Annotated in this window: 23 protein-coding genes; 9 read left to right on the forward strand and 14 right to left on the reverse strand. The window is 46.0% G+C overall.

The window, feature by feature from the left end:
* Positions 1-98 precede the first annotated feature (98 nt).
* Positions 99-1,709, reverse strand: coding sequence for a YdiU family protein (locus FCL48_RS14255; RefSeq protein WP_136872963.1), 1,611 nt, complete (start codon positions 1,707-1,709; stop codon positions 99-101).
* A gap of 173 nt (positions 1,710-1,882) precedes the next feature.
* Between FCL48_RS14255 and FCL48_RS14260 the strand changes: the two genes are divergently transcribed.
* The 3 genes from FCL48_RS14260 (at position 1,883) to FCL48_RS14270 (ending at position 4,197) form a co-directional block, all read left to right on the forward strand.
* Entirely contained in the window at positions 1,883-2,713 is an 831-nt protein-coding gene (locus FCL48_RS14260; protein WP_169309231.1) for an AraC family transcriptional regulator, read from the forward strand.
* Between the two features lie 48 nt (positions 2,714-2,761).
* The gene (locus FCL48_RS14265) at positions 2,762-3,379 is read left to right on the forward strand and encodes a LysE family translocator (RefSeq protein WP_136872965.1); all 618 of its coding nucleotides are present in this window, start codon (positions 2,762-2,764) and stop codon (positions 3,377-3,379) included.
* A gap of 104 nt (positions 3,380-3,483) precedes the next feature.
* The gene (locus tag FCL48_RS14270; protein ID WP_136872966.1) at positions 3,484-4,197 is read left to right on the forward strand and encodes a hypothetical protein; all 714 of its coding nucleotides are present in this window, start codon (positions 3,484-3,486) and stop codon (positions 4,195-4,197) included.
* 34 nt (positions 4,198-4,231) lie between these two features.
* Here FCL48_RS14270 and FCL48_RS14275 read toward each other — a convergent pair whose 3' ends face one another.
* The 5 genes from FCL48_RS14275 to FCL48_RS14295 all read right to left on the reverse strand — a co-directional run bounded on the left by FCL48_RS14275 (position 4,232) and on the right by FCL48_RS14295 (position 7,521).
* Positions 4,232-5,155: a P-loop NTPase gene (locus tag FCL48_RS14275; protein ID WP_136872967.1), complete on the reverse strand. Its 924-nt coding sequence runs from the start codon at positions 5,153-5,155 to the stop codon at positions 4,232-4,234.
* Positions 5,156-5,176: 21 nt separating this feature from the next.
* The gene (locus FCL48_RS14280; RefSeq protein WP_136872968.1) at positions 5,177-5,488 is read right to left on the reverse strand and encodes a hypothetical protein; all 312 of its coding nucleotides are present in this window, start codon (positions 5,486-5,488) and stop codon (positions 5,177-5,179) included.
* A gap of 303 nt (positions 5,489-5,791) precedes the next feature.
* Positions 5,792-6,298, reverse strand: a complete 507-nt coding sequence (locus tag FCL48_RS14285) for a DUF1992 domain-containing protein (RefSeq protein WP_240744850.1) — start codon at positions 6,296-6,298, stop codon at positions 5,792-5,794.
* Positions 6,271-6,933 (reverse strand): alpha/beta hydrolase, encoded by a 663-nt coding sequence (locus FCL48_RS14290; RefSeq protein ID WP_136872969.1) that lies wholly within the window; start codon positions 6,931-6,933, stop codon positions 6,271-6,273. Before FCL48_RS14290 ends, FCL48_RS14285 begins: the two co-directional genes overlap by 28 nt.
* Before the next feature lie 69 nt (positions 6,934-7,002).
* Positions 7,003-7,521 (reverse strand): (deoxy)nucleoside triphosphate pyrophosphohydrolase, encoded by a 519-nt coding sequence (locus FCL48_RS14295; RefSeq protein WP_205747723.1) that lies wholly within the window; start codon positions 7,519-7,521, stop codon positions 7,003-7,005.
* A gap of 46 nt (positions 7,522-7,567) precedes the next feature.
* Between FCL48_RS14295 and FCL48_RS14300 the strand changes: the two genes are divergently transcribed.
* Together FCL48_RS14300 and htpX are read left to right on the forward strand one after the other, a co-directional pair.
* Positions 7,568-7,966: a GatB/YqeY domain-containing protein gene (locus FCL48_RS14300; protein ID WP_136872970.1), complete on the forward strand. Its 399-nt coding sequence runs from the start codon at positions 7,568-7,570 to the stop codon at positions 7,964-7,966.
* A gap of 177 nt (positions 7,967-8,143) precedes the next feature.
* Positions 8,144-9,007, forward strand: coding sequence for a protease HtpX (gene htpX / locus FCL48_RS14305; RefSeq protein WP_136872971.1), 864 nt, complete (start codon positions 8,144-8,146; stop codon positions 9,005-9,007).
* Positions 9,008-9,101: 94 nt separating this feature from the next.
* Here the strand turns inward: htpX and FCL48_RS14310 are convergent, their stop codons facing one another.
* Both FCL48_RS14310 and FCL48_RS14315 read right to left on the reverse strand, forming a co-directional pair.
* On the reverse strand, positions 9,102-9,941 hold the full coding sequence (locus FCL48_RS14310) for a 50S ribosomal protein L11 methyltransferase (RefSeq protein WP_136872972.1): 840 nt from the start codon (positions 9,939-9,941) through the stop codon (positions 9,102-9,104).
* 28 nt (positions 9,942-9,969) lie between these two features.
* Positions 9,970-10,641: a hypothetical protein gene (locus FCL48_RS14315; RefSeq protein ID WP_136872973.1), complete on the reverse strand. Its 672-nt coding sequence runs from the start codon at positions 10,639-10,641 to the stop codon at positions 9,970-9,972.
* A 343-nt stretch (positions 10,642-10,984) separates the two neighbouring features.
* On the opposite strand from FCL48_RS14315, the gene FCL48_RS14320 reads away from it, so the two are divergent.
* Positions 10,985-11,401: a GNAT family N-acetyltransferase gene (locus FCL48_RS14320; RefSeq protein WP_136872974.1), complete on the forward strand. Its 417-nt coding sequence runs from the start codon at positions 10,985-10,987 to the stop codon at positions 11,399-11,401.
* A gap of 165 nt (positions 11,402-11,566) precedes the next feature.
* Here FCL48_RS14320 and FCL48_RS14325 read toward each other — a convergent pair whose 3' ends face one another.
* The 3 genes from FCL48_RS14325 to FCL48_RS14335 form a co-directional block, all read right to left on the reverse strand.
* A complete protein-coding gene (locus tag FCL48_RS14325) occupies positions 11,567-12,034 on the reverse strand; it encodes an Lrp/AsnC family transcriptional regulator (protein WP_136872975.1) in 468 nt (155 codons plus the stop codon).
* A gap of 104 nt (positions 12,035-12,138) precedes the next feature.
* Positions 12,139-12,426 carry a hypothetical protein gene (locus FCL48_RS14330; RefSeq protein WP_136872976.1) on the reverse strand — a complete coding sequence of 96 codons (288 nt, stop codon included), beginning with the start codon at positions 12,424-12,426 and terminating at the stop codon, positions 12,139-12,141.
* On the reverse strand, positions 12,423-12,824 hold the full coding sequence (locus FCL48_RS14335) for a HEAT repeat domain-containing protein (protein WP_136872977.1): 402 nt from the start codon (positions 12,822-12,824) through the stop codon (positions 12,423-12,425). The genes FCL48_RS14330 and FCL48_RS14335 overlap by 4 nt, the downstream gene beginning before the upstream one ends.
* A 118-nt stretch (positions 12,825-12,942) precedes the next feature.
* On the opposite strand from FCL48_RS14335, the gene FCL48_RS14340 reads away from it, so the two are divergent.
* Entirely contained in the window at positions 12,943-13,413 is a 471-nt protein-coding gene (locus tag FCL48_RS14340) for an HAD family hydrolase (protein WP_136872978.1), read from the forward strand.
* Positions 13,414-13,629: 216 nt separating this feature from the next.
* Positions 13,630-13,914: a hypothetical protein gene (locus tag FCL48_RS14345; protein ID WP_136872979.1), complete on the forward strand. Its 285-nt coding sequence runs from the start codon at positions 13,630-13,632 to the stop codon at positions 13,912-13,914.
* A gap of 53 nt (positions 13,915-13,967) precedes the next feature.
* Here FCL48_RS14345 and FCL48_RS14350 read toward each other — a convergent pair whose 3' ends face one another.
* Together FCL48_RS14350 and FCL48_RS14355 are read right to left on the reverse strand one after the other, a co-directional pair.
* Complete coding sequence (locus tag FCL48_RS14350) at positions 13,968-15,803, reverse strand: ABC transporter ATP-binding protein (protein ID WP_136872980.1); 1,836 nt, start codon at positions 15,801-15,803, stop codon at positions 13,968-13,970.
* Positions 15,800-17,611 (reverse strand): ABC transporter ATP-binding protein, encoded by a 1,812-nt coding sequence (locus FCL48_RS14355; RefSeq protein WP_240744851.1) that lies wholly within the window; start codon positions 17,609-17,611, stop codon positions 15,800-15,802. Before FCL48_RS14355 ends, FCL48_RS14350 begins: the two co-directional genes overlap by 4 nt.
* A 501-nt stretch (positions 17,612-18,112) precedes the next feature.
* Here FCL48_RS14355 and FCL48_RS14360 point away from each other — a divergent pair.
* Positions 18,113-18,505 carry an H-NS family nucleoid-associated regulatory protein gene (locus tag FCL48_RS14360; protein WP_136872981.1) on the forward strand — a complete coding sequence of 131 codons (393 nt, stop codon included), beginning with the start codon at positions 18,113-18,115 and terminating at the stop codon, positions 18,503-18,505.
* 315 nt (positions 18,506-18,820) lie between these two features.
* Here FCL48_RS14360 and tenA read toward each other — a convergent pair whose 3' ends face one another.
* Positions 18,821-19,516, reverse strand: coding sequence for a thiaminase II (gene tenA, locus FCL48_RS14365; protein ID WP_136872982.1), 696 nt, complete (start codon positions 19,514-19,516; stop codon positions 18,821-18,823).
* Between the last annotated feature and the right edge of the window lie 31 nt (positions 19,517-19,547).

The raw sequence follows: 19,547 nt of genomic DNA on the forward strand, positions 1-19,547 counted from the left end.
CAGCGAAATAACAGTAAAAAAGGTCCTGCAATATCACCCGTGCAGGACCTTTTTTGGTAGAAATTCTATCGGTGACTCTAAGTAAAACAGGAAAAACATCATGAGCTGCAGGAAAGCATGGAACAACCGGCTTTGTGCCTTGCCCACTCCGGCCTTTTTTCTGCATATTTTTCCATCTTTGGCTGTTCGTCGTATGGGTTTCTCAACAGTTGCAGGAGTTCTGTGACGAGTGAATTGTCTCCGGTCTCCGCCTTGTCGATTGCCAGCTGGGCCAGATAGTTGCGAAGCACATATTTAGGGTTGATGCGGTCCATTTTTTGCCTGCGTAACTCGTGGGGAAGATTGTCCTGCGCAAGCCTTTTTTGATAGCTGGTCAGCCAATTGTTCATTTTTTCTATATACGATCTATCCAGCTGTTCAGGCCGGTAGTAGGCGGCGCGCAGGGGGTGGTGTGCAGCACTGATGTCTGTCTCCTTGTCTTGGGCAAAGAGCCCACCGAGTCTGCGAAAGAAGATGGTCATGTCTGTTTCAACCAATTGTAAGATATCTATGAGTTCGCCAATGAGGGCGTCGTCGGTTGCAGGGTTACAATCTAAGAGTCCAATTTTTGCGCTCATCATATTATTCCAACCCAGCTGAAACTGCGCGGAGTATGAACGGAGAATCTCTTCAAGAGCCTCCTTTTCTGCAATGAGCGGGTAGATGGCGTTGGCAAGCTGCAACAGGTTCCACTGGCCGATATGGGGCTGGTTGCTGTAGCTGTACCTGCGGCCCTGGGCATCGGTGGTGTTGGGGGTCCAGTCCGCCTCATAGCCCTCCAGCCAGCCGTAGGGGCCATAATCGATGGTAAGGCCCAGGATCGACATGTTATCCGTGTTCATCACTCCATGAACAAATCCCACCCGCATCCAGTGAAGAATCATGGCCACCGTGGTGTCACAGATCTCCTGAAACCATTTGAGATACGTTGCCTTTGATGGGGCACCAAGATGCGGGAAATCTGTTCTGATTGTGTAGTCGGTGAGATCTTTCAGCAGGGAGAGATCCTGCCTTGATGAGAGTATTTCAAAGTTGCCAAATCGCAGAAATGAAGGCGACACTCGACAGACCACCGCTCCGGGCTCGTTTTTTGGGTGACCGTCGTAGAACATGTCTCTTAGTACCGACTCACCTGTGGTAATGAGTGAAAGGGCACGGGTCGTCGGGATTCCAAGATGGAACATCGCCTCACTACAGAGAAATTCTCTGACCGAAGAGCGGAGCACAGCAAGGCCATCTGCATTTCTTGAGTAGGGTGTAGGACCTGCGCCTTTGAGCTGCAACACCAGCCGCTGGTTATCTTTATTTATTACCTCTCCAAGGTTGATAGCCCGTCCGTCACCCAATTGTCCCGCCCAGCTGCCGAACTGGTGGCCACCGTAGCACATGGCGTATGGATCCATTGCAGGTAGAAGCGTATTGCCAACAAACACATCGGTAAAGTGTTGGGTGTTGCAGCTTGCCTCAGAGAGGCCCAGCTGGTGTGCAACCTCTTTGCTGTAGGCAACCAGCTGCGGGCTTGAGACCGTCTCTGGTCGTACTCTCGAGTAGCAGGCGTGCTGAACCTGACGCCTGAAATTATCAGGCTGTGTATCTCCGGGGAGGTCTCGGGTGAAGCTGTTATCAAAGTGGAGAGATTCCAGTTCGCTATTTGAAATAATTGTATTCATAGGAGTCCTTTTGATTTTTCTGGCCTTCATAGAGGCACGTTTCCTGTCTACCAAACTAAGCATCCTACATTGTGGTGCAAGTGTAGGGTGGTACTGGTTTTGACCTGGCAGGTGGAAAAGAGATGGTGTATTTCTCTAATACAATACAAGATACAGGTGATGTTTCCGCTTACATGATTCAGACGAAGGATATGATGAAATCAGAGAAATTTTTCAAAGACCCACGTATGCCGTTTGCTGAATGCCGCTATTCAAAAAGCAGTATTCGCCAGTTTAAGACGCACATGCACAAGGCCTTTAGTGTTGGCGCAGTGGACCTGGGTAAGGTTTTGTATACCGTTGGAGAAACGACAACAGAGCTGGCGGTGGGCTCACTTGCTTTAATTAATCCTGAGACTATCCACTCCTGCAACTGCATAGAGGGCAATGAGCGAAGTTTCTATATGCTCTATCTTGATGAAGACTGGTGTCTGGAGGTACAAAAATCCCTGTGGAATGTGCGTGTTTTCCAACCGGTGTCCTGTATTCGTCTTGATGGGCAGGAGATCTACGATCAGTATATCAAAACAATGCAGGTACTGATCGGCAATGAAGATCATCTGCTCAAAAAAGAGCAGGTCCTCGTTGAGCTTCTTTCTCAGGTTTTTCTATTAGCCTGCAAGGCCTGTGACGAGCAGGCACCGGTTTGTCAGAATGTTGAAGTTTTACGGCAAAAGCTGGGAGGAGATCTGCAAGCTGATCTGACCCTTGCAGGGTTGGCCGAAGAGCTGGCGGTAAATCCCTATACTCTTCACAGGCAGTTCAAAAGAATAACAGGCCATACGCCTCATGCTTATCGAATGAATTGCCGGATTGAACAGGCCAAAATCTATCTTCAACAGGGGCTTGATATTGCCGAAACGGCACTGGAGTGCGGTTTTTTTGACCAGTCTCATCTGCACAGGTACTTCAAGTCTATGACCACGGTCACCCCTCAGGAATACCGCGTCAATTTTGTACAATAAGTTGTAATGAGACTCGGGTAGTGTTCTCCCCTAAAAAAGGAGATAGTTATGGAGTTTCTACTTATTGCGTCTGCTCATTTTCTGGCTCTTTTAAGCCCGGGTCCGGATTTTTTTCTTCTCATGCAGGGGGCTTTTCGCCTGCCGGTCCGCTATTGTTTTGCTCTATGTGCCGGGATTGCGCTGGCTAACGGTGTCTACCTGCTTGTTGCAATACTCGGGCTTGCAGTTGTAAGTAGTTTTACGCCTCTGATGGTTGGTTTAAAATATTTGGGTGGCGCCTATCTGCTGTTTTTAGGGATCATGCTGTTACGGGCACCTCAGCGTTCTCTCAAGGCTGGAGACAGCCAGGGCGGTATTCATCTTCGAAGTTACCGCAGGCAGTTCACCCTGGGCTTTCTATCGGGAATTCTCAACCCCAAAAATGCCATATTTTATCTGGCGATATTCTCGGTTATGGTTTCGCAAGAGACCCCGCTCCTCATCCGGGGACTTTACGGTTGCTGGATGAGCTGTGTTGTCTTTATCTGGGATAGTCTTGTGGTGCTCTTTTTTAACCGGCAGGGGACAAAAGATACACTGAGACCTGTTGTCTATTATCTTGAGAAAATTTCAGGGATAGTACTTGCCTTCTTTGGCATCTTTCTTGCTTTTACTTGGAATACATGATGTTTTGCGGATGATTTATTTGCCTCTGCTCTCGATAAGAGTTACCCTTGTATCTAGGTTCAAGGGTCTTTTATTATTACAATTTAAAGGAGCGGAAAGAGATAATGATTGTGAGAATATTGATAGCGGCGTTTGCTTCATTTGTCTCAGGTTTTAGCTATCTGGTAGGTCTTCAACGTCTCATGACGGCATTGCTTGTGGGTTTTGGAGGCTTGAGTTCTCTTTTTTTCGGGGTTCTTTTTCTTCTGCCAGCGGATAAGGCACGGTTGATTTTTCCCATTTCTGAAAATGTCCCGTCCTGGCCATATTTTATACTCGGCCTCGTTTTACTGGGAATGGTAGGTGGGCTGTTTTTAGTAAAGGCATCCCCTGCCGATTTTGAAGAGGTCTCTTCGAAGCATTTTAAATACATGCTGGGTGGGATAGCTGGTTATCTGACAAGTTTATTTTTCTCTTCGGTGTTTTGGTTTCCCTCGGATGAAACCAGACGAAGCGTAGCTGAATCGACCTTAAGCATAGAGGTGCTGATTGGTACGGTGATTTTTATTCTGGGAGTCTGCGGCTCCTGTTACCTTTTGTACAGGGCCTCAAAAGGTAGCAGTGAAAGTAATCCGGATCTGATGCGTCGTTTTGTTCTGGCTCTGTTTGCTTTTTTTCAATTTGATAAAATGCCGTTGCTTGTCGCCTACCTTCTTCTTAATGCCCAGGAAACCGGGGTTGTTTTCCCAAATATTGCAGCGCTTGCTTTTGCTGCCTACATTCCTGTCTCGCTGTTTCTAATAAAGACAACATGGGATGCAAAGGCCATTGAAATGTAGGATTGTTGGGGTGCAAGACGGACGGATGGGCTGTTTACGCTGAGATTGTTGCAGGTGATGCAGAAGCGTGTGCTGCAAACAGATCAGAGATCTTTGCGAGTTTTTCAGCCGTGTTTATTAGGGCAAGAGAGGACAGGGACTTGGGGTAGAGCTCTGAAATCGGTAAAAAAGCCTTAAGGGCCAGCTGAACCTGGTGGTCTTCAGGGATCTCGCCCAGTTCAGGAATCTCAATCCCAAGATATTTTCTCACCATATTTTTTAATTTTCCCTTGTTTAATCTGCCATTTTCGCTGTCCCTGTTGACGATGAGCAGGGGGTGAAAATATTGGAGTGCTTCCTGGGCAAGTGTTCTTGAGCCGGGGCTTGTCTGTTCGGCAAGCTCGAAAACCTCTTTGAGGGAACTGAAGCTGGTGGTTTTAAGGATGTTTGCTACCTCACTTTTTGAGAGAAAGCTGGTGAGCATTTTTCTGATTGTGGCCAGTTGGAGAAAATTATACAAATCCATGATCGAGGTAGGATCCGGCAGAGTCACACAGATCTGGATATCGGAATGCATGAAGAAATCAAGGGCGTGGTAGCTTGTACCGGCTCCCACGTCCAAAAGTACAATGTCGGCATCTATATTGTCTATCGCCTTAAGAAGACGCATCTTTTCCTGAAAGTTCATGTTCGCCGTCTGCAGGGTGTTGCCGGTGCCCGGGATGAGCTGCAGGCCATTGTGGGCATAGAAGGTGTGGGCGATTTCCTGAATATCGTCTACTTTGCGGGTAATAAAATCTGTCAGTGTCTTGCGTGGATTAAAAAGGCCAAAAAGAATGTGTGCGTCGGCACCACCGATATCAAGATCAACGAGGCACACTCTTTTGCCTGACTTGGCAAGCAGCATGGCCAGATTGGCGATAATCATGGTTTTGCCCACTCCGCCTTTTCCTGAACCTATTGATATCTTTATTGCCATTACGCAGTGTGGGAGCGAAGGTTAGTTTTTCTGCCGGCGCAGACGAATTTCATAGATGCGTTTAGCCCGGGTTAAAATGGTCTGGAGCTCGGTGCTGGTGCCTTGCGTACAGCTCCATAATTCCCAGCCCTCTTGTGAGCGGAGGATGATTTTACCATTTTCAAGCGAGAGTGTTGTGGTGCCAAGAACACCTGCGTCAGCAGTCGGTTCCGTGGGAATGGGCACATGGATGATTTCGGCCTGTTTTTTATGCTGGATACATGCTGAGCAGTACTCTATTTCGCGATCACCAAAAAGGTTGAGCACTGCTCCACAGTCTTTACAAAATCGCATAAAATGTTTGCCTGCAGTTTTGGATTGGCGTTTGGATCTTCTGAAGGGGAAGACCTGCTTGAATTTAGTTTCTTTCCTATCTTAAATTCTATCAAAGATTCCTGCTCCAGTCATTTTTCCTGGGAAAAAAGCTGAGACCTCTTTCTTTTCGACCTAACCCGCTGAAATATTTAGCACCATACTTGTGCAATGCTGTTATAAAATCACGAAAGGCACTTTGGAAGAGATTGGCACCTAAAATGGCCAAGCTACGTACCTCCATAAAAATTTTCGAGTTTATCAAGATTAGCGGCTGAGTTGATGTTATTTTTTCTTCGACCTTACGGTAATTTTTTCGACAACCCTGCGGTAATAGTCATCCTGTGACGCAATATTTGAGCGAAATGATCGCTTTGCCTCGACTTTCATCAGGAGGACGTTCAGCTTTTTCATTTGCCTGAGACGTTCATGCTCGTCTTCGGTGCTGGCAATTAAATCTTCGATTCGCTTTATTTCTTTTCGCTCTTCCAATTCCGGAGGCAGATAGCCACTGTTTTTGAGTATCTTATAGGCAATCTTCAGGTCATCGGGTACGAGATGGTCATCTTCCAAGGGAAGGGGTTTGTTTTTCCACTCGGGAGAGTTGAGGTCACCTTCCTCCATGGCCTTGAGTATCCTTTGCTCAGCTATATAGGCGAGAGAATCCATAGTATGTTTTTCCTGTGTTGGTGTGGTAATCGGTGTGCGGTAATGTGATTTTGTCGTGGGGTACAAAATGCCGTACCCCTTGTCAGTATCAGATTTTATCCACGAAGTACAGATTGCAGCCATTTTGAAATATCCGCAATCTGTTCAGGGCAGACGGAGTGTTCCATAGGGTAACTCTTGTATTTAGGGGAGTAGCCTTTTTTCCTGAGATCTGTAATTGCTTTTTGTGCAAGGGCTTCAGGCACCACAGGGTCATATTTCCCGTGGTGGATCTCTATCGGGATTGTACTGTTGGCGGGGCTGTAAACGGTACTGTCTGCCGTTGCAAAGTAGGTGGACATGGCAAGGAGGCCAGCAAGCGGTTTATCGTAGCTGAGGGCAAGGTGATAGGCTACTGCACCTCCCTGGGAGAATCCTGCTATAACAATCCTTTGACTCTCTATGCCCCGTGCAAGTTCTTGGTCGATGAACCCTTTGATTGACTCCACTGACTCCAGCAGGCCTTTTGTATCAACCTTACGGTCAATCTCCATTTCGAGAATGTCGTACCAGGCCGGCATAACAAAACCTCCGTTGACGGTGACCGGAATTGAAGGTGCATGGGGAAAAATAAAGCGGATTGGCAGATCTTCAGGAATTGCCAGCTCCGGAACGATGGGGGCAAAGTCGTTACCGTCAGCTCCAAGGCCATGGAGCCAGATGACAGATGCAGTTGGGTTGCTTTGTGTTTCGGTTTCAATTGCGGCAAGCAGTGTCATGGTTGTTCACCAAAAGTATGCTGAATGAAATGATGTCATGATGGAGCACAGTATAGAGACATCACAGGTTTATCTCGTTTGTTCGACAAGTTTTTCCACAAGAGGGATGTCTGCTGGAGCCCAGCTGAGGGAAAGAAGCTGATGAGCGGGCAGCCACCTTATTTCATCGTGGTCATGTAACTCAAAATTGCCGCTCAAATAGTCGGCAAAATAGCAGAGCAGTCGTATCTGTTTTGTCCCGTAATCGTAGCACGATTCCCCAAAAAACGATCCTATATCTGAATCGATATTAAATTCTTCTCTCAGTTCTCTTTTAAGACATTGACGGGGTGTTTCGTTGGGCTCAAGTTTTCCACCGGGAAATTCCCAGTACCCTGCCATATGGCTTCCAGGTTTCCTGCGGGCGCTGAGGAATTTTCCTTCCCGCCTGATTATTGCGGCCGTTACGGTGAGCATGTGTTGCTGAAAAAAGTTAAAAATTGCAGGTAAATTGAGTGAAAAATAGTGGTGTATCTGCTCATCAATATGAAATTTACTGTTGTAAATTCCTAATGAATGGTATTCTGGAAACCTTTTTGGCCCGACCATCAACCCTTCAATATATAATACATATCTACTGTTTGCAGGAGAAAAAATGAGTTTACAGACACAGATGCATAAAGACCTTATTACAGCAATGAAAGCCAAAGACGTCGATAAAAAAGAAGCAATCCGGATTATAATTGGCGAATTTGGGCGTCAGAATGAAAAAGAACTGAGCGATGATCAGGTAATTGCTATCATCAAAAAACTGATCAAATCTGAGCGGGAGCTACTTGCGGCAAAGGGTGAAGAGGAGTCCGCATATATTCGGGTCCTCGAGAGCTATCTGCCGAAGCAGGCAAGCGAAGAAGAGATTCGTGCCTGGATCGAGGCCAATATCGATTTCTCGGCATTTGGTAACTTCATGCAGGCCATGAAACCTGTTATGCAGCATTTTGGTGCAGCTGCAGAAGGTAACCTTGTCAAAAAGGTACTGTCGACATTCAAATAAGTTGTTTTAGTTCATTGTTGGAATTCTGGTTCGATTTTGCCGGGAATTGTACCGTAGAAACTTGTCGCAGACAAAAGGATGTTTAATTTAGCTCTAATCAAATTGTACAGGTTTCTACTGAGGTTCGGTATGCCGTGATCAGTAGGGGAAAACGAGACTAAAAAATGGAGGTTTAACGTGTTACGAATTGTTCTGTTTCTAGCAACCAACATGGCTATTCTTGTCTTGCTCGGTATTGTAATGAGTGTTTTGGGGGTTGATAGCAGATCAACAACCGGATTGCTGATTATGGCGGGAATGTTTGGTATGGGAGGCTCATTTCTCTCTCTTGCCATGTCCAAATGGATCGCCAAGAAATCCACAGGTGCCGTTGTTATCGAACAGCCAAGGAATCAGACAGAAAAATGGCTTTACGATACGGTTCAACGTATGGCAAAAGAAGCTGAAATTGGCATGCCTGAAGTGGCCATGTACAATGCTTCTGATATGAATGCCTTTGCCACCGGAATGAACAAAAATAATGCCTTGGTCGCTGTTTCTTCAGGCCTGCTGCAAAATATGTCAAAGGATGAGGTCGAAGCGGTTCTCGCCCATGAGATTACCCATGTGGCCTGTGGCGATATGGTGACCCTGTCTCTTATTCAGGGCGTTCTCAACACCTTTGTTATCTTTCTTTCAAGGATTGCAGCAAATATTATCAGCAATTTTCTCAGCTCCGATGAAGAAGGCGAGGGGCTTGGCTTCTTCGGCTATATGGCGGTGACCATTGTCCTTGAACTGGTGTTGGGTCTTTTTGCCTCTATCATTGTTATGTGGTTTTCCAGAAAGAGGGAGTATACCGCAGATAAGGGAGCCGCTTATCTAACCAGCAAAGAAAAAATGATCGGTGCATTGCAGAGGCTGCAGGCGCATCATGAGCCATCGCATTTGCCTGATCAGGTTGCAGCTTTTGGAATACGTCCGAAAAAAGGCGGCATGGCGGATCTTTTTAGAAGTCATCCTCCTCTTGAAGATCGTATTGCGGCTCTGAGAAAGCTGTAATCATAGGTTGTAATCATCATGATAAAAAAAACGCCGGGGAATCTTTCCCTGGCGTTTTTTTGTGCCTGCAATTCGGTAGCGTGAAAGGTCTGTACTAACTGTTCTGGGTGATCCCGAGGATGGTGTGCCAGACTTCTCCCTGACCCCAGCGCTTCAGGATGAGTACTGGTTTGCTTTGTAAAAAGGTGAGTATTTTTTCCGCCTCACTGGTAAGCAGTCCCGAGAGGATGAACCACTTTTGGGTATAGAAACCTTCTTTGTTTAATAGCTCTTTCATTACATCGTAATGGATGTTTGCCACCACCAGGTCTGTTGCCACTGAAAGCTGTTCTTCCGCCTTGCCATTGATGACCAGAACCCTGTCTTCAAGTTTATTGAGAAAGACGTTGGTGAGCGCGGTTTTTGTTGCGAGAAAATTGTAGTCAACGGCAAGCACTTTTTTACATCCCAGCTTTGCTCCGGCCAGAGCGAGGACCCCGGTCCCTGAGCCCAGATCGAGCATGGTTCTGGTTTTGTTGCCAGAGCAGGCAATCTCCATGGCCTCAAGACACGCCTGGGTGGTTGGATGACCACCATTGCCAAAGACCACCCCTGAATCAAGGGTAATTGAAATATCATTTTCCTTGGGGGAGGCCTTGATCCAGGTCGGGTTGAGGAGAAACCGGCCTATACGCAGAGGTTCCACATTACCGCCCTGCCATTCCCCATAACTCATCTGGTACTGATCTATAAGAGAAAAACCCGGAAAGGCCTGCAGGGTTTCTAGAACCTCTTCTGTTGCTGGCTGGGTGAAGAAAAGAAAACTGAAATCATCTTCAACCCAGTTGCCTATAAAATAGTCGTTGTCGATTCTGTGATGGGCTGGAATGATGCCTTCTATATAATAGATAAAGAGTTCTGTGTCGGGTCGGAGAAGGGTAGATTTCTGCACCATAGTATCAACCAGAAAAGAAGTTGCAGGATTATAATGAGCAGCTCGCAAGAAAGCTCTGCATTCCGGTGAGCATCTGGCTTGCTTTGCTTGGGGTTATGTTCTCATCCTTGCCCGCTACAGCCTCGTTATAGAGTTCTAACCAGGCAATGATCATTTTGTTTTCCTGGCGCTCGTAAATTTTCTTTTTATAGGCTTCGCCGGTGAGTTGAAGACCTTTTTTTGCAACAGCCTTGCCTTGTATTTCGTTGTAGACTCGAATGTCGGCTTTGAGGCAGAGATTGCGCAGCAATTCCTCGAGGATGGCACCCATCATGATCACAGCAGCCTTGTCGTTGCTCTGGTCTTTTTGAATTTTTGCAAGTTTTAGCATATCAATGAGTACATCCTTGGTGACCGCGCCCCGGGTGGTTTCCAGCCAGTCCCCTTCAATATCCCTCTGTCCCGCTTTGATAATGCCAAGACCGCGCCGTGTTCTGCTGGCGGTGGCCTGGGTGACTTCGGTCTTAAAACTCTGGTAGTAGGTGCTGGTGTTGCCAAAGACCCTGCTCAGAAATGACAGTGCGGAAATTCGAAAGTCGTGAAACTTTTGTTCATTGACATGCGGGTTTGAATGTGATGGTTCGCTCTCGGTTTCGAGAACATTTTCTCCCAGCCTGATGATTGTTGCTGCCTGACCCTTAAGGTCCTCTCGGTTATTCATGGTTACTTCGACTCTGTATAAGATTAAATGTGATCCGTTATTTAAGTTTCTCCCATATACCCCGATATGGGAAATTTATCACCTCTTGAATGTACTAAACTGGAGAAGTCCAGATTCATCTTCTCATATGTGATTTTTTGGTTCATCCGACAAAAGTGTGCTTTGTTTCATCAAGTGCCATGATTTTCGTTGGAGTTATCTCCGATGGTGCTATGACCAAGTAATGCCAGATTCTCAGGTCGATACTGTTGTGATAGCTTGGCAAACCATCACCTGCGCTGTATAACATTTGTGAAATTATGTTCTATAGTTCTTGTTAAATCTCTCACCCTGCATAAAAAAGATGGAATTAAAAATAGTAACCGATTGCTCTGGAATTGATTGGTCAATAATCGCTGAATCACTGCGAAAAGTCGGCATGGCCTACCATTCACCAGAAGTTCATAAGCGTGCTTTCGAGGCCAGTTACACAACCGTTTTTATTTATGATGGCTCACAGTTAACTGGTTTTGGAAGAGCAATATCTGATGGTGAATATCAGGGGGCAATTTATGATGTTGCTGTTTTGCCAGAGGCTCAAGGAAAGGGAATTGGAAAGGTTATCATCCAAACCATCTTAGCTCAACTGCCAAACTGTAATATCATTCTGTATGCAACTCCAGGGATGGAAGGATTTTATAAAAAGTTTGGATTTGGGGTTATGACAACAGGAATGGCAGTTTTTACAAATCCAGAAGCAATGAGAAAATTTACAGTTTAATTTTCTCAACCACCAAGACGAATGGGCGTCCCCAAATGCAGCCGATGATAGGAAGCTCTCCCTCCATCCCCTATCATCTTGTCAGGTGGGGAAGATGCAAACTCCGGGACACCTTCTTGGCGGTATCCCGGCCCTGAAACAGAGAGAAAATCAGTCAGGTACGTTCTATTTGTCTGTTGGAAATCGAAGAGATGTACTGTTTTTCTTGGTTTCCAGGATGAAAGATGTCTTTACATTCTGGATTCCGGGGATACCTGAAAGTTTATTATTTACAAAATTGGTATAGCTTTCCATATCTTTGACAACAACCTTGAGGAGAAAATCCACTTCACCGGTGAGTTGATAGCATTCGAGGACCTCTTCCATACTGGTCAAACGTTTGATCACATTTTCAAGGGACTGTATCTGATGATGGCTGAGGCAGACCATGACAATGGTCTGTATCTCAAAACCTGCTTTTTTGCGGTCGAGTACGGCAACATATTTATCGATGACGCCTGATGACTCAAGGCGTCTGACACGTTCAAGGACCGCAGGGGGGGATAAGCCAATTTCCTGTGCTAGTCTGGAGTTGGTAATACGGCCATTGTCCTGGAGAATGGTCAGAATTTTTTTATCGGTGCCGTCAATCATAGCGTTGTCTTATAAAATTATCAGTTGTCAGTAAACATGAAACAGTAGCTTCTTTTCCAAATAAGCAAAAGAATTTTCTTCAGTTTGTAATCTTTGTAAAGGAACTACTCAGCCTCACTGTCACCTTCATTCTCTTTATTATTGTCCATTTTGGGAAGATCCTTATCGTACAGTTGCTTGGCCGCAAGAAGCAGAAATGGAATAGTAAAAACCGGTGCCAGGCTCGGACCAAGCTGAAACAACTGCTGTAAAGTTGCACTGGCGACTTTGAGTTCGGGAAATACATATTTCAGACTGCAGTAGGTTACAATTGCACCGATCACACTGAGCCACCATGGTGTAAACCTGTTTTTTTCTGGAACCGACGGGGACGGTTGAGGCACAGTTTTCATAGCTCCTCTGAAAGAACGAGTTTTACCATCTCCCGGACCTGGGGACTTGGGTCGCTGTACATTTTTTCAACATGTCTCAGGGCTTCAGGAGTTCCTATGAGAGCTAACAGAGAAACCGCTTCGCCACGAAGCAGGGGGTTGCCATCCTCAAGCAGTGGCAGGAGAGAAGGGACTGCCTGTACCAGAGTCTGGGGCTGAATTTCTTTGAGTTCCTCAAAGAGTACAGCCATGCCGAGACGGACGTTGAAGCGTTCATCCCGCAAAAGGTCACCACTCCATGCATAGTATCTGGAATCCTGGCGAAACATGGCTGTTATATTTTCTATGTGGCCCATTTCAAGAAAATCTGCGATCACCTTTTTTAATTCTTCATCGCTTACATCATGATTTTTTTGCATTGAAGTTGTACCCTTGGTTTTGAAAATGTGAGTGCCAACTACTGTGTATCTTCTTGGCCTTTATGGCAAGTGTAAATGCAGGAAGCACAACTATTAACAGCACCACGAAAGGAGCACAATGATTGACATAAATATACCCGGAGGGCCTGCACTGAAAATTCATCATCTTGTTCTGGATTATAATGGAACAATCGCACTGGATGGTGACCTTATAACAGGGGTGCCGGAGTTACTTAATCTTCTGGCAAAAGATGTTCAACTCCATGTTCTGACCGCTGATACCCATGGGACGGTAAAAGAGAAGGTTGCCGGTATTGCCTGTCATCTGCAGGTGATCGGAGAGGGGGCTCAGGACGAGAAAAAGGGGGCGTATGTCAAGAGTCTTGGGGAAAAGAATGTTGCTGCAATTGGGAACGGCAGAAATGATGCGCTCATGCTTTCGATAGCAGCCCTCGGCATTTCCGTTTTGCAAAACGAAGGCGCCTCCCCTGCTGCAATTGCCGCCAGTGACATCTGCTGCAAAGATATCTGGGATGCTTTGCAATTGATGCTGCGACCGGAAAGATTACAGGCAACGCTTAGGAATTAGTAGCATTCGCATCCTGATTTCACTGAAAGGGAATGGGTAAAAAATTGCTAGGGTGTGCAAAAAATTCTCCCGGCGTAGGAGCTGTGTGGCTTTTATGACTTGAAATAACCGTCTGAATATAAGAAATATTTATTGATTGTCGTGTCTGGCATGTTCTCTGCAGTTCGTTTTGAAATAATCTTTGATTAATTTATTTCTGAATATTGGAGAAATGCTATGAGTACACTATTGTGGAATCTGATTTTGCCGGCACTGATTGTTCTATCCACGGCCACTCCGGGGGCTGGATGGTATTATGTCGATCCAATTAATGAGGCGGTTGAGGTGAGTTCGCTGTACGATAGTGGTCCCCTTGTGGCCGGGACTCTGCTGGACTATCTTCCCGATGGAGCCCGGTCGGTTATGATAGAGAATACCCAGTATTTTATCTCCGGTGGTAACTGGTTTATTGCGGTTATTGAAGGAGATATCCAGTACATGGTTGTTCTTGCTCCAGTCTGAAGTGCTGGGTCCGACTGACCCAGCTGTTTGACCTTTCTGCTGTTCTCTCTTTTTTATCTGAGCGTCTCTACTGCCGGAGCCGTTACGTCGTTGGTTGATTGATCATTCTCAAGGTCCATCGCCACAAGCAGGGCGTAATGACCATTCTGGGCAAGCAGCTCATCATGGGTTCCGCTTTCCACAATTTTCCCCTGACGCATGACGACTATGTGATTTGCCCTGCGGATCGTTGAAAGACGATGGGCAATAACCAGACTTGTCCTGTTTTTAAAACTGTCGGCTATTGCCGTCTCCAGTATATTTTCTGATTCGGTGTCGATGGCCGCTGTTGCTTCATCAAGGATAAGGATTGCCGGATCCCGGCAGAGCACCCGGGCAAAAGCCAGAAGTTGTTTCTCTCCTGTGGAAAGAGTCATTCCTCCCTCTCCGATCAGCGTATCAAGACCCTGGGGCAGCTTGTTTGTAAATCTGTCGATCCCCGTCTGCTTGAGAATCTCTTCAACCTTTTGCCGGTTGCAACCGGTCTCCATGACAATATTGGCAAGCAATGTGTCCTGCAGGAGGAAGACGTCCTGTAAAATAACTCCAACCACTTGGCGAAGATTTTTCAGGCTCAGATCCTTTATATTGTGCCCGTCTATTAAAATATTTCCGTGTTGTGGCTCGTAAAAACGTAAGAGTAGATTGACAAGTGTTGTCTTGCCTGAGCCAGTGGTGCCGACAAGAGCGACTGTCTGGCCGGGTTCAAGAGAAAAAGATACATCAGAGAGTATCTGTGAATCGGGGGTGTAAGAAAAATGAATGTTCTGAAAGTCCAGTCTACCTTCGGGGTTGTGGAGTTCTGTGGCCAGGGGCGTTTCCTGAATAGCACTTTTTTTGTCGAGCAGCTGGAAGATCCGTTCTGCAGAGGCCATGGCGGACTGAACGACAGAATATTTCTGGGATAACTCACGCAGAGGTTGAAAAAACAACCGCATATAGGAAATAAAAGCGACAAGTTCTCCCAGGGTAAGCCTCTTTTGCAGTATTTCACCACCGCCATACCAGAGAATGAGCGCCACTGCAGCAGAGCTTAAAAACTCTGTAAGTGGCATGAAGGTACCAAAGAGTTTGATCTGCTTGAGTGTTTTCTGTAGATATTCCCCGGTTAAACTCTCAAAGGTCTCTTTGCATTCGGCCTGTCTGTTGAAGATCTGCAGGATCGAAATACCGGCAAGGGTCTCTGAGAGGTAGGAGTTTATCTTGGCAAGTTTCGTGCGTATCTCTCTGAATCTTTCGCGGGCAAATTTTGCAAATATGATTGTGATTACAAGAGCAACAGGCATAAAGAGGGTCATGACACCGGCAAGCCTTGGATTCATATAAAACAGGAGGAGAAGTATCCCGGCCAGGCGCAGCAAATCGTTGAACAGGGTCACGATGACGGAGGTGAACATCTCATTCATGTTCTGGATATCGTTGGTCAGCCTTGTGACAAGTCTTCCCGTGGGGTTGCTGTTAAAAAAAGTGAGATCAAGATTAAGGATGGTGGTGAAAAGTCGTTGTCTCACCGTGTGCATAACAGACTGTCCTACCCATTCCAGAATCAGGATCTGGATAAACGTTGCAAAAAAAACAGCGACCACCAGCAGACCGTACTGTAGTGCAATGTGACTCAGGCCCGCCATCCGCAAAGCTCTTTCCAGATGTTCCACGGTGATATAACTGTCTATCGCCGTCTGGACAAGGTGGGGGAGAGTCAGGGTACTTGCGGTGATGATGAACGAAATAAACACCGCAGCTATCAGGCCCGCTTTATATGGCGCTGAGAAACGGAGCACTCTTTTCCACAGACCAAAGTCGCTGAGAGAGCCTTGATGTCCCTCTTCACTGTAGCCGTAATCTCTCATGGAGCAGAGGTCTCCCCCAGATCGTTGTTTTTCATCTGTTTGTCGTGCATTGTTCTGTACAGTGGGTTGCGGGTGAGCAATTCGTCATGGGTGCCCTGTGTTTCCACCACGCCATCCTTTAAAATGGTAATTTGATCGGTCATGGAAAGAAGTTTGATCCTGTTGGAGACTATGATCACAGTTTTATTGGCCAGGTGTTGTTTAATACCGTTAAAAACATCATGCTCGGTTGCCACATCTACAGCTGAAAGACCGTCATCGATAATAAGAATCGGTCGGTCGCAGAGGAGGGCTCTGGCAAGGCCAAGGCGTTGCCGCTGGCCACCGCTCAGTTTTACCCCCCGTTCTCCGATGAGGGTGTTATACCCGTCTTTAAATTCTATAATGTCGGCATGAATGGCGGCGTTTTTCGCTGCCTGCTCGACCTCCTCAAGGCTGCTTTCAGGTCTTCCCAGGCGTATATTCGCTGCAATGGAGTCTGAAAAAAGGGTCGGTTCCTGGCTGACGTAGCCAATGTGTGAGCGGATAAATGCAAGGGGAAGGCTGTTGACCTCTTTGTCTGCAAAATAAAGCATGCCGTCCTCAAGAGGATACATACGGGTCAGCAATTTACAGAGGGTTGACTTACCTGAACCTGTTCTCCCAGTGATCCCGTAAATACCGGGTGGAAATTCAAGATTGATGGAGGAGAGGGCCGGTGTCGATGCTGCGGCGTAGGTAAAAGTCAGATTTCTGAGGGAAAACCCAAGCTTCTTGGAATCGATACCTTCAGGTAAATTGGAATTGTCTTTAAGGCTCGGTTCGGCGTTGAGAATATGCTGAATTCTGCCAAGAGAGGTAAGTCCCCGCTGTGCGAGATTCGCCACCCAGCCTATGGCCATCATGGGCCAGATCAACATATAAAGATAGGTGATAAAGGCAACAAAATCTCCCAGGCTGATGGTTGCATTAATGACAAGTCGTCCGCCAAAATAGAGAATCATGAGCATTCCGCAGCTGCCGACAAGGCTTGCCAGAGGACTGATAAGGCCTTGAATTTTAGCGACATTTATATTGGCGGTAGCGTATGCTTTGCCGAGGAGGTTGAAACGGCTGCCTTGAAAGTTTTCCATTGTGTAGGCCTTGATCAGACCAATGGAGAGAAGGGTGGATCTTGAAAATTCGGTAAGATCTGCAAACTGCTCCTGGACCGTGGCAAACCTTTTATGCAGTTTTCCCGAGAGAATCCGTGTCGAAATGGCAAGAAAAGGCATGGGGAGAAGGGCCAGCAGGGTAAGCGTTGGATCGATTGCAATCATAAAGGCGATGGCGGCAACGGACATGACAAGTGCATCGGCCGCTGCGACCATCCCCATGCCACAGGCCATCTGTACAGCAGAGAGGTCGTTGCCGAGGTGGGCCATAAGATCACCTGTTGAATATTTTTCAAAAAACTGAGCATCCATCTTCAGGATGTGACCAAAAAGCCGGTTGCGGATGGCACGCTCCAGTAGACGGGAAAAGCCAATTATCAGGTATCTCCAGCAGAAACGTAAAATAACGACCAGGATTCCAATGGCCACAATGGCAAGACCGACCTGGAAGAGGCCGTTTTGGTCTATGCTCTGTCGGGAAAGCCCGTCAACCGCTTTTTTGATCAGTCTTGGAATGACGAGCTGAAGTAAGTCGACCGTGATCAGGGCAGAAAAACCGAAAATGAGACGGTAGCGGTGGGTTTTGAAAAGTGGGACCAATAGATCTTTAAGCTCAGAGTATGAGATTATCTTCGCTCTCTTTTTATCCATGAGAGCTGATGGCTTTTTCTTCAAAGGAAGTCCTGCTTAAATTATGAAAATAAAGTGTGTATAGTCAAACTGTAAATGATAAGCAAATGCTTTCAGGATGTCACTGTAAATCTTCAAAAGTGCTTTGTATTGCTGTGAAGAGTAGTCAGATCACTATTTGTTATAATGATCTTTTTGGTAGCAATAGTGAAAAAGAAACGAGAAGGTATTTTTTTTTAAAAATAATTATAAACTGTAATGAAAGATATTGATCAGGCCTGTTAAATAAGGAAGAAAAAATAATTTATTACGGCAGTAATAAGTTATGATATGTTCTTTGAATATTATTAACAAACAATATATTTGCGGATGAACTATAATTGTTATTTGAAAATGGTGATTGGTCTTGTTATATTCGCAACAGACAAATAAAAGAAATATTGTTTATAGAAAATAATTTAAGAAGTGGATGCTCAGACAGACTATATTAAAAGAGACTGTGCTTTTATATTCAAAGACCAACAACCTCACTAGAAAGGAATTCACATGGATGAGTTTACAACGATACTTTGTCATGCTCGACGTTTCAAAAGTGCCGTTAAAGAATTAACCGTAGAGCAGTTAGAAGATGTAAGAAGTAAGTTAGATAAAATTATTGAAGTTCGAGCACTCGAATATGAAAAAATGCATAAAAAAGAGGCCGAGCGTCTTCTAAAGATTAAAAAATATCAGGAAATGCTCGCAGCAGATGGTATTGAGCCTGATGAACTGCAAGCCCAACCTGTAAAGAAAAAAGTGAAAAGAACTCCGCTTCCACCTAAATATGCAATAGTAAATGATGCTGGTGAACGTATTACATGGACAGGTCAGGGACGCATGCCGAATGTATTTAAGAGCCGTATTGCGCAGGGAGAAAACATAGAAAAATATCTTATTTGATTCTGATAATTTTTTTCTCCAAAAAACATTTTAAAAAATATTGCCGCTTGTAGAGCGGTAATATTTTTTTAGTTTCTGGCTTCTTTTAATAAGAGCCAATGGCGCCAATAGGTTTCTTGCTGGGGTGATGGTGACGTATTAAAACACAGGAATTGGGGATCGAGAGCTGGAAGTAGAGAAGCACAAAAGGTTTTGCCCTCCGTGCCCGATGATCGAGGCAACACAATAGGCATCCCCCTTCTTACCCTTACATAATAGAAAAATCTACGCACTGCTCTACGACCAGAAACTCACCGAGAAGAGCTCTCTGCTGGATTACATTTTTAAATACAGTCCCATTTCCCAAAAGCCTATCTCAAGTACCGTTGCCTGCTTAAACGTTTTGGCAAGATTTTTCATACGGTCAGCTCCTGCACGCGATGCGGCAAGGTTGTCCAGATTTTCTACGGCCTTTCTTGCAATATCCTGGTATTCATCACCTCCGTACATCTCAATCCATTCTCTGTAGGGGTTACCAGACAGACGGGTGGCGGGGTCTTCCATCAGGCGCTTGCAGATCACTGCATAGCCTATCACGCAGGGGGCAAGCGCCACGTGCAGGTCGAGAATATCTCCAGCCAACCCCCGCTCTAGGACATAGCGGGTATAAGCCATATTGGCGCTCGCCTCCTCTACTTCTTCCAGTTGCTTTTCCTCTATTCCCCAGCTCTTACAGTATTTGACATGGAGGCCCATCTCATAGTTCAGGTGCGCGTTAAGGGTCGTTGCTGCTGCTCGCATATCGGCAATCGTCTCGGACTTGTAAACCGCTAGTGCCCAGGCTCGGGAAAAATGGATGAGAAAGAGATAATCCTGCATGAGGTAGTGACGGAAACATTGCTCGGGCAGGGTTCCGTCAGCGATCTGACCAATAAATTCATGGTAACAATATGCTTGCCACTCCTGCTCGCATTGCGCATGCAATGTGTCAAATAGAGTTATCGGGGAGTGAGGCGGAGATGAGTCTGTCATGGTAAAAACCTTTGTATAAGAGTCTGGGGGT

Origin of the sequence: Desulforhopalus sp. IMCC35007 (genome assembly GCF_005116575.1) — a bacterium.
In the GTDB taxonomy this organism is placed as follows: Bacteria; Desulfobacterota; Desulfobulbia; order Desulfobulbales; family Desulfocapsaceae; genus Desulforhopalus_A.

Bases quoted from the DNA above. Each gene is read 5' to 3' on its own strand.
- FCL48_RS14255 (WP_136872963.1), bottom strand. From the start codon at position 1,709: ATGAATACAATTATTTCAAATAGCGAACTGGAATCTCTCCACTTTGAT.
- FCL48_RS14260 (WP_169309231.1), top strand. From the start codon at position 1,883: ATGATTCAGACGAAGGATATGATGAAATCAGAGAAATTTTTCAAAGAC.
- FCL48_RS14265 (WP_136872965.1), top strand. From the start codon at position 2,762: ATGGAGTTTCTACTTATTGCGTCTGCTCATTTTCTGGCTCTTTTAAGC.
- FCL48_RS14270 (WP_136872966.1), top strand. From the start codon at position 3,484: ATGATTGTGAGAATATTGATAGCGGCGTTTGCTTCATTTGTCTCAGGT.
- FCL48_RS14275 (WP_136872967.1), bottom strand. From the start codon at position 5,155: ATGGCAATAAAGATATCAATAGGTTCAGGAAAAGGCGGAGTGGGCAAA.
- FCL48_RS14280 (WP_136872968.1), bottom strand. From the start codon at position 5,488: ATGCGATTTTGTAAAGACTGTGGAGCAGTGCTCAACCTTTTTGGTGAT.
- FCL48_RS14285 (WP_240744850.1), bottom strand. From the start codon at position 6,298: ATGGCTGCAATCTGTACTTCGTGGATAAAATCTGATACTGACAAGGGG.
- FCL48_RS14290 (WP_136872969.1), bottom strand. From the start codon at position 6,933: ATGACACTGCTTGCCGCAATTGAAACCGAAACACAAAGCAACCCAACT.
- FCL48_RS14295 (WP_205747723.1), bottom strand. From the start codon at position 7,521: ATGGTCGGGCCAAAAAGGTTTCCAGAATACCATTCATTAGGAATTTAC.
- FCL48_RS14300 (WP_136872970.1), top strand. From the start codon at position 7,568: ATGAGTTTACAGACACAGATGCATAAAGACCTTATTACAGCAATGAAA.
- FCL48_RS14310 (WP_136872972.1), bottom strand. From the start codon at position 9,941: ATGGTGCAGAAATCTACCCTTCTCCGACCCGACACAGAACTCTTTATC.
- FCL48_RS14315 (WP_136872973.1), bottom strand. From the start codon at position 10,641: ATGAATAACCGAGAGGACCTTAAGGGTCAGGCAGCAACAATCATCAGG.
- FCL48_RS14320 (WP_136872974.1), top strand. From the start codon at position 10,985: ATGGAATTAAAAATAGTAACCGATTGCTCTGGAATTGATTGGTCAATA.
- FCL48_RS14325 (WP_136872975.1), bottom strand. From the start codon at position 12,034: ATGATTGACGGCACCGATAAAAAAATTCTGACCATTCTCCAGGACAAT.
- FCL48_RS14330 (WP_136872976.1), bottom strand. From the start codon at position 12,426: ATGAAAACTGTGCCTCAACCGTCCCCGTCGGTTCCAGAAAAAAACAGG.
- FCL48_RS14335 (WP_136872977.1), bottom strand. From the start codon at position 12,824: ATGCAAAAAAATCATGATGTAAGCGATGAAGAATTAAAAAAGGTGATC.
- FCL48_RS14340 (WP_136872978.1), top strand. From the start codon at position 12,943: ATGATTGACATAAATATACCCGGAGGGCCTGCACTGAAAATTCATCAT.
- FCL48_RS14345 (WP_136872979.1), top strand. From the start codon at position 13,630: ATGAGTACACTATTGTGGAATCTGATTTTGCCGGCACTGATTGTTCTA.
- FCL48_RS14350 (WP_136872980.1), bottom strand. From the start codon at position 15,803: ATGAGAGATTACGGCTACAGTGAAGAGGGACATCAAGGCTCTCTCAGC.
- FCL48_RS14360 (WP_136872981.1), top strand. From the start codon at position 18,113: ATGGATGAGTTTACAACGATACTTTGTCATGCTCGACGTTTCAAAAGT.
- tenA (WP_136872982.1), bottom strand. From the start codon at position 19,516: ATGACAGACTCATCTCCGCCTCACTCCCCGATAACTCTATTTGACACA.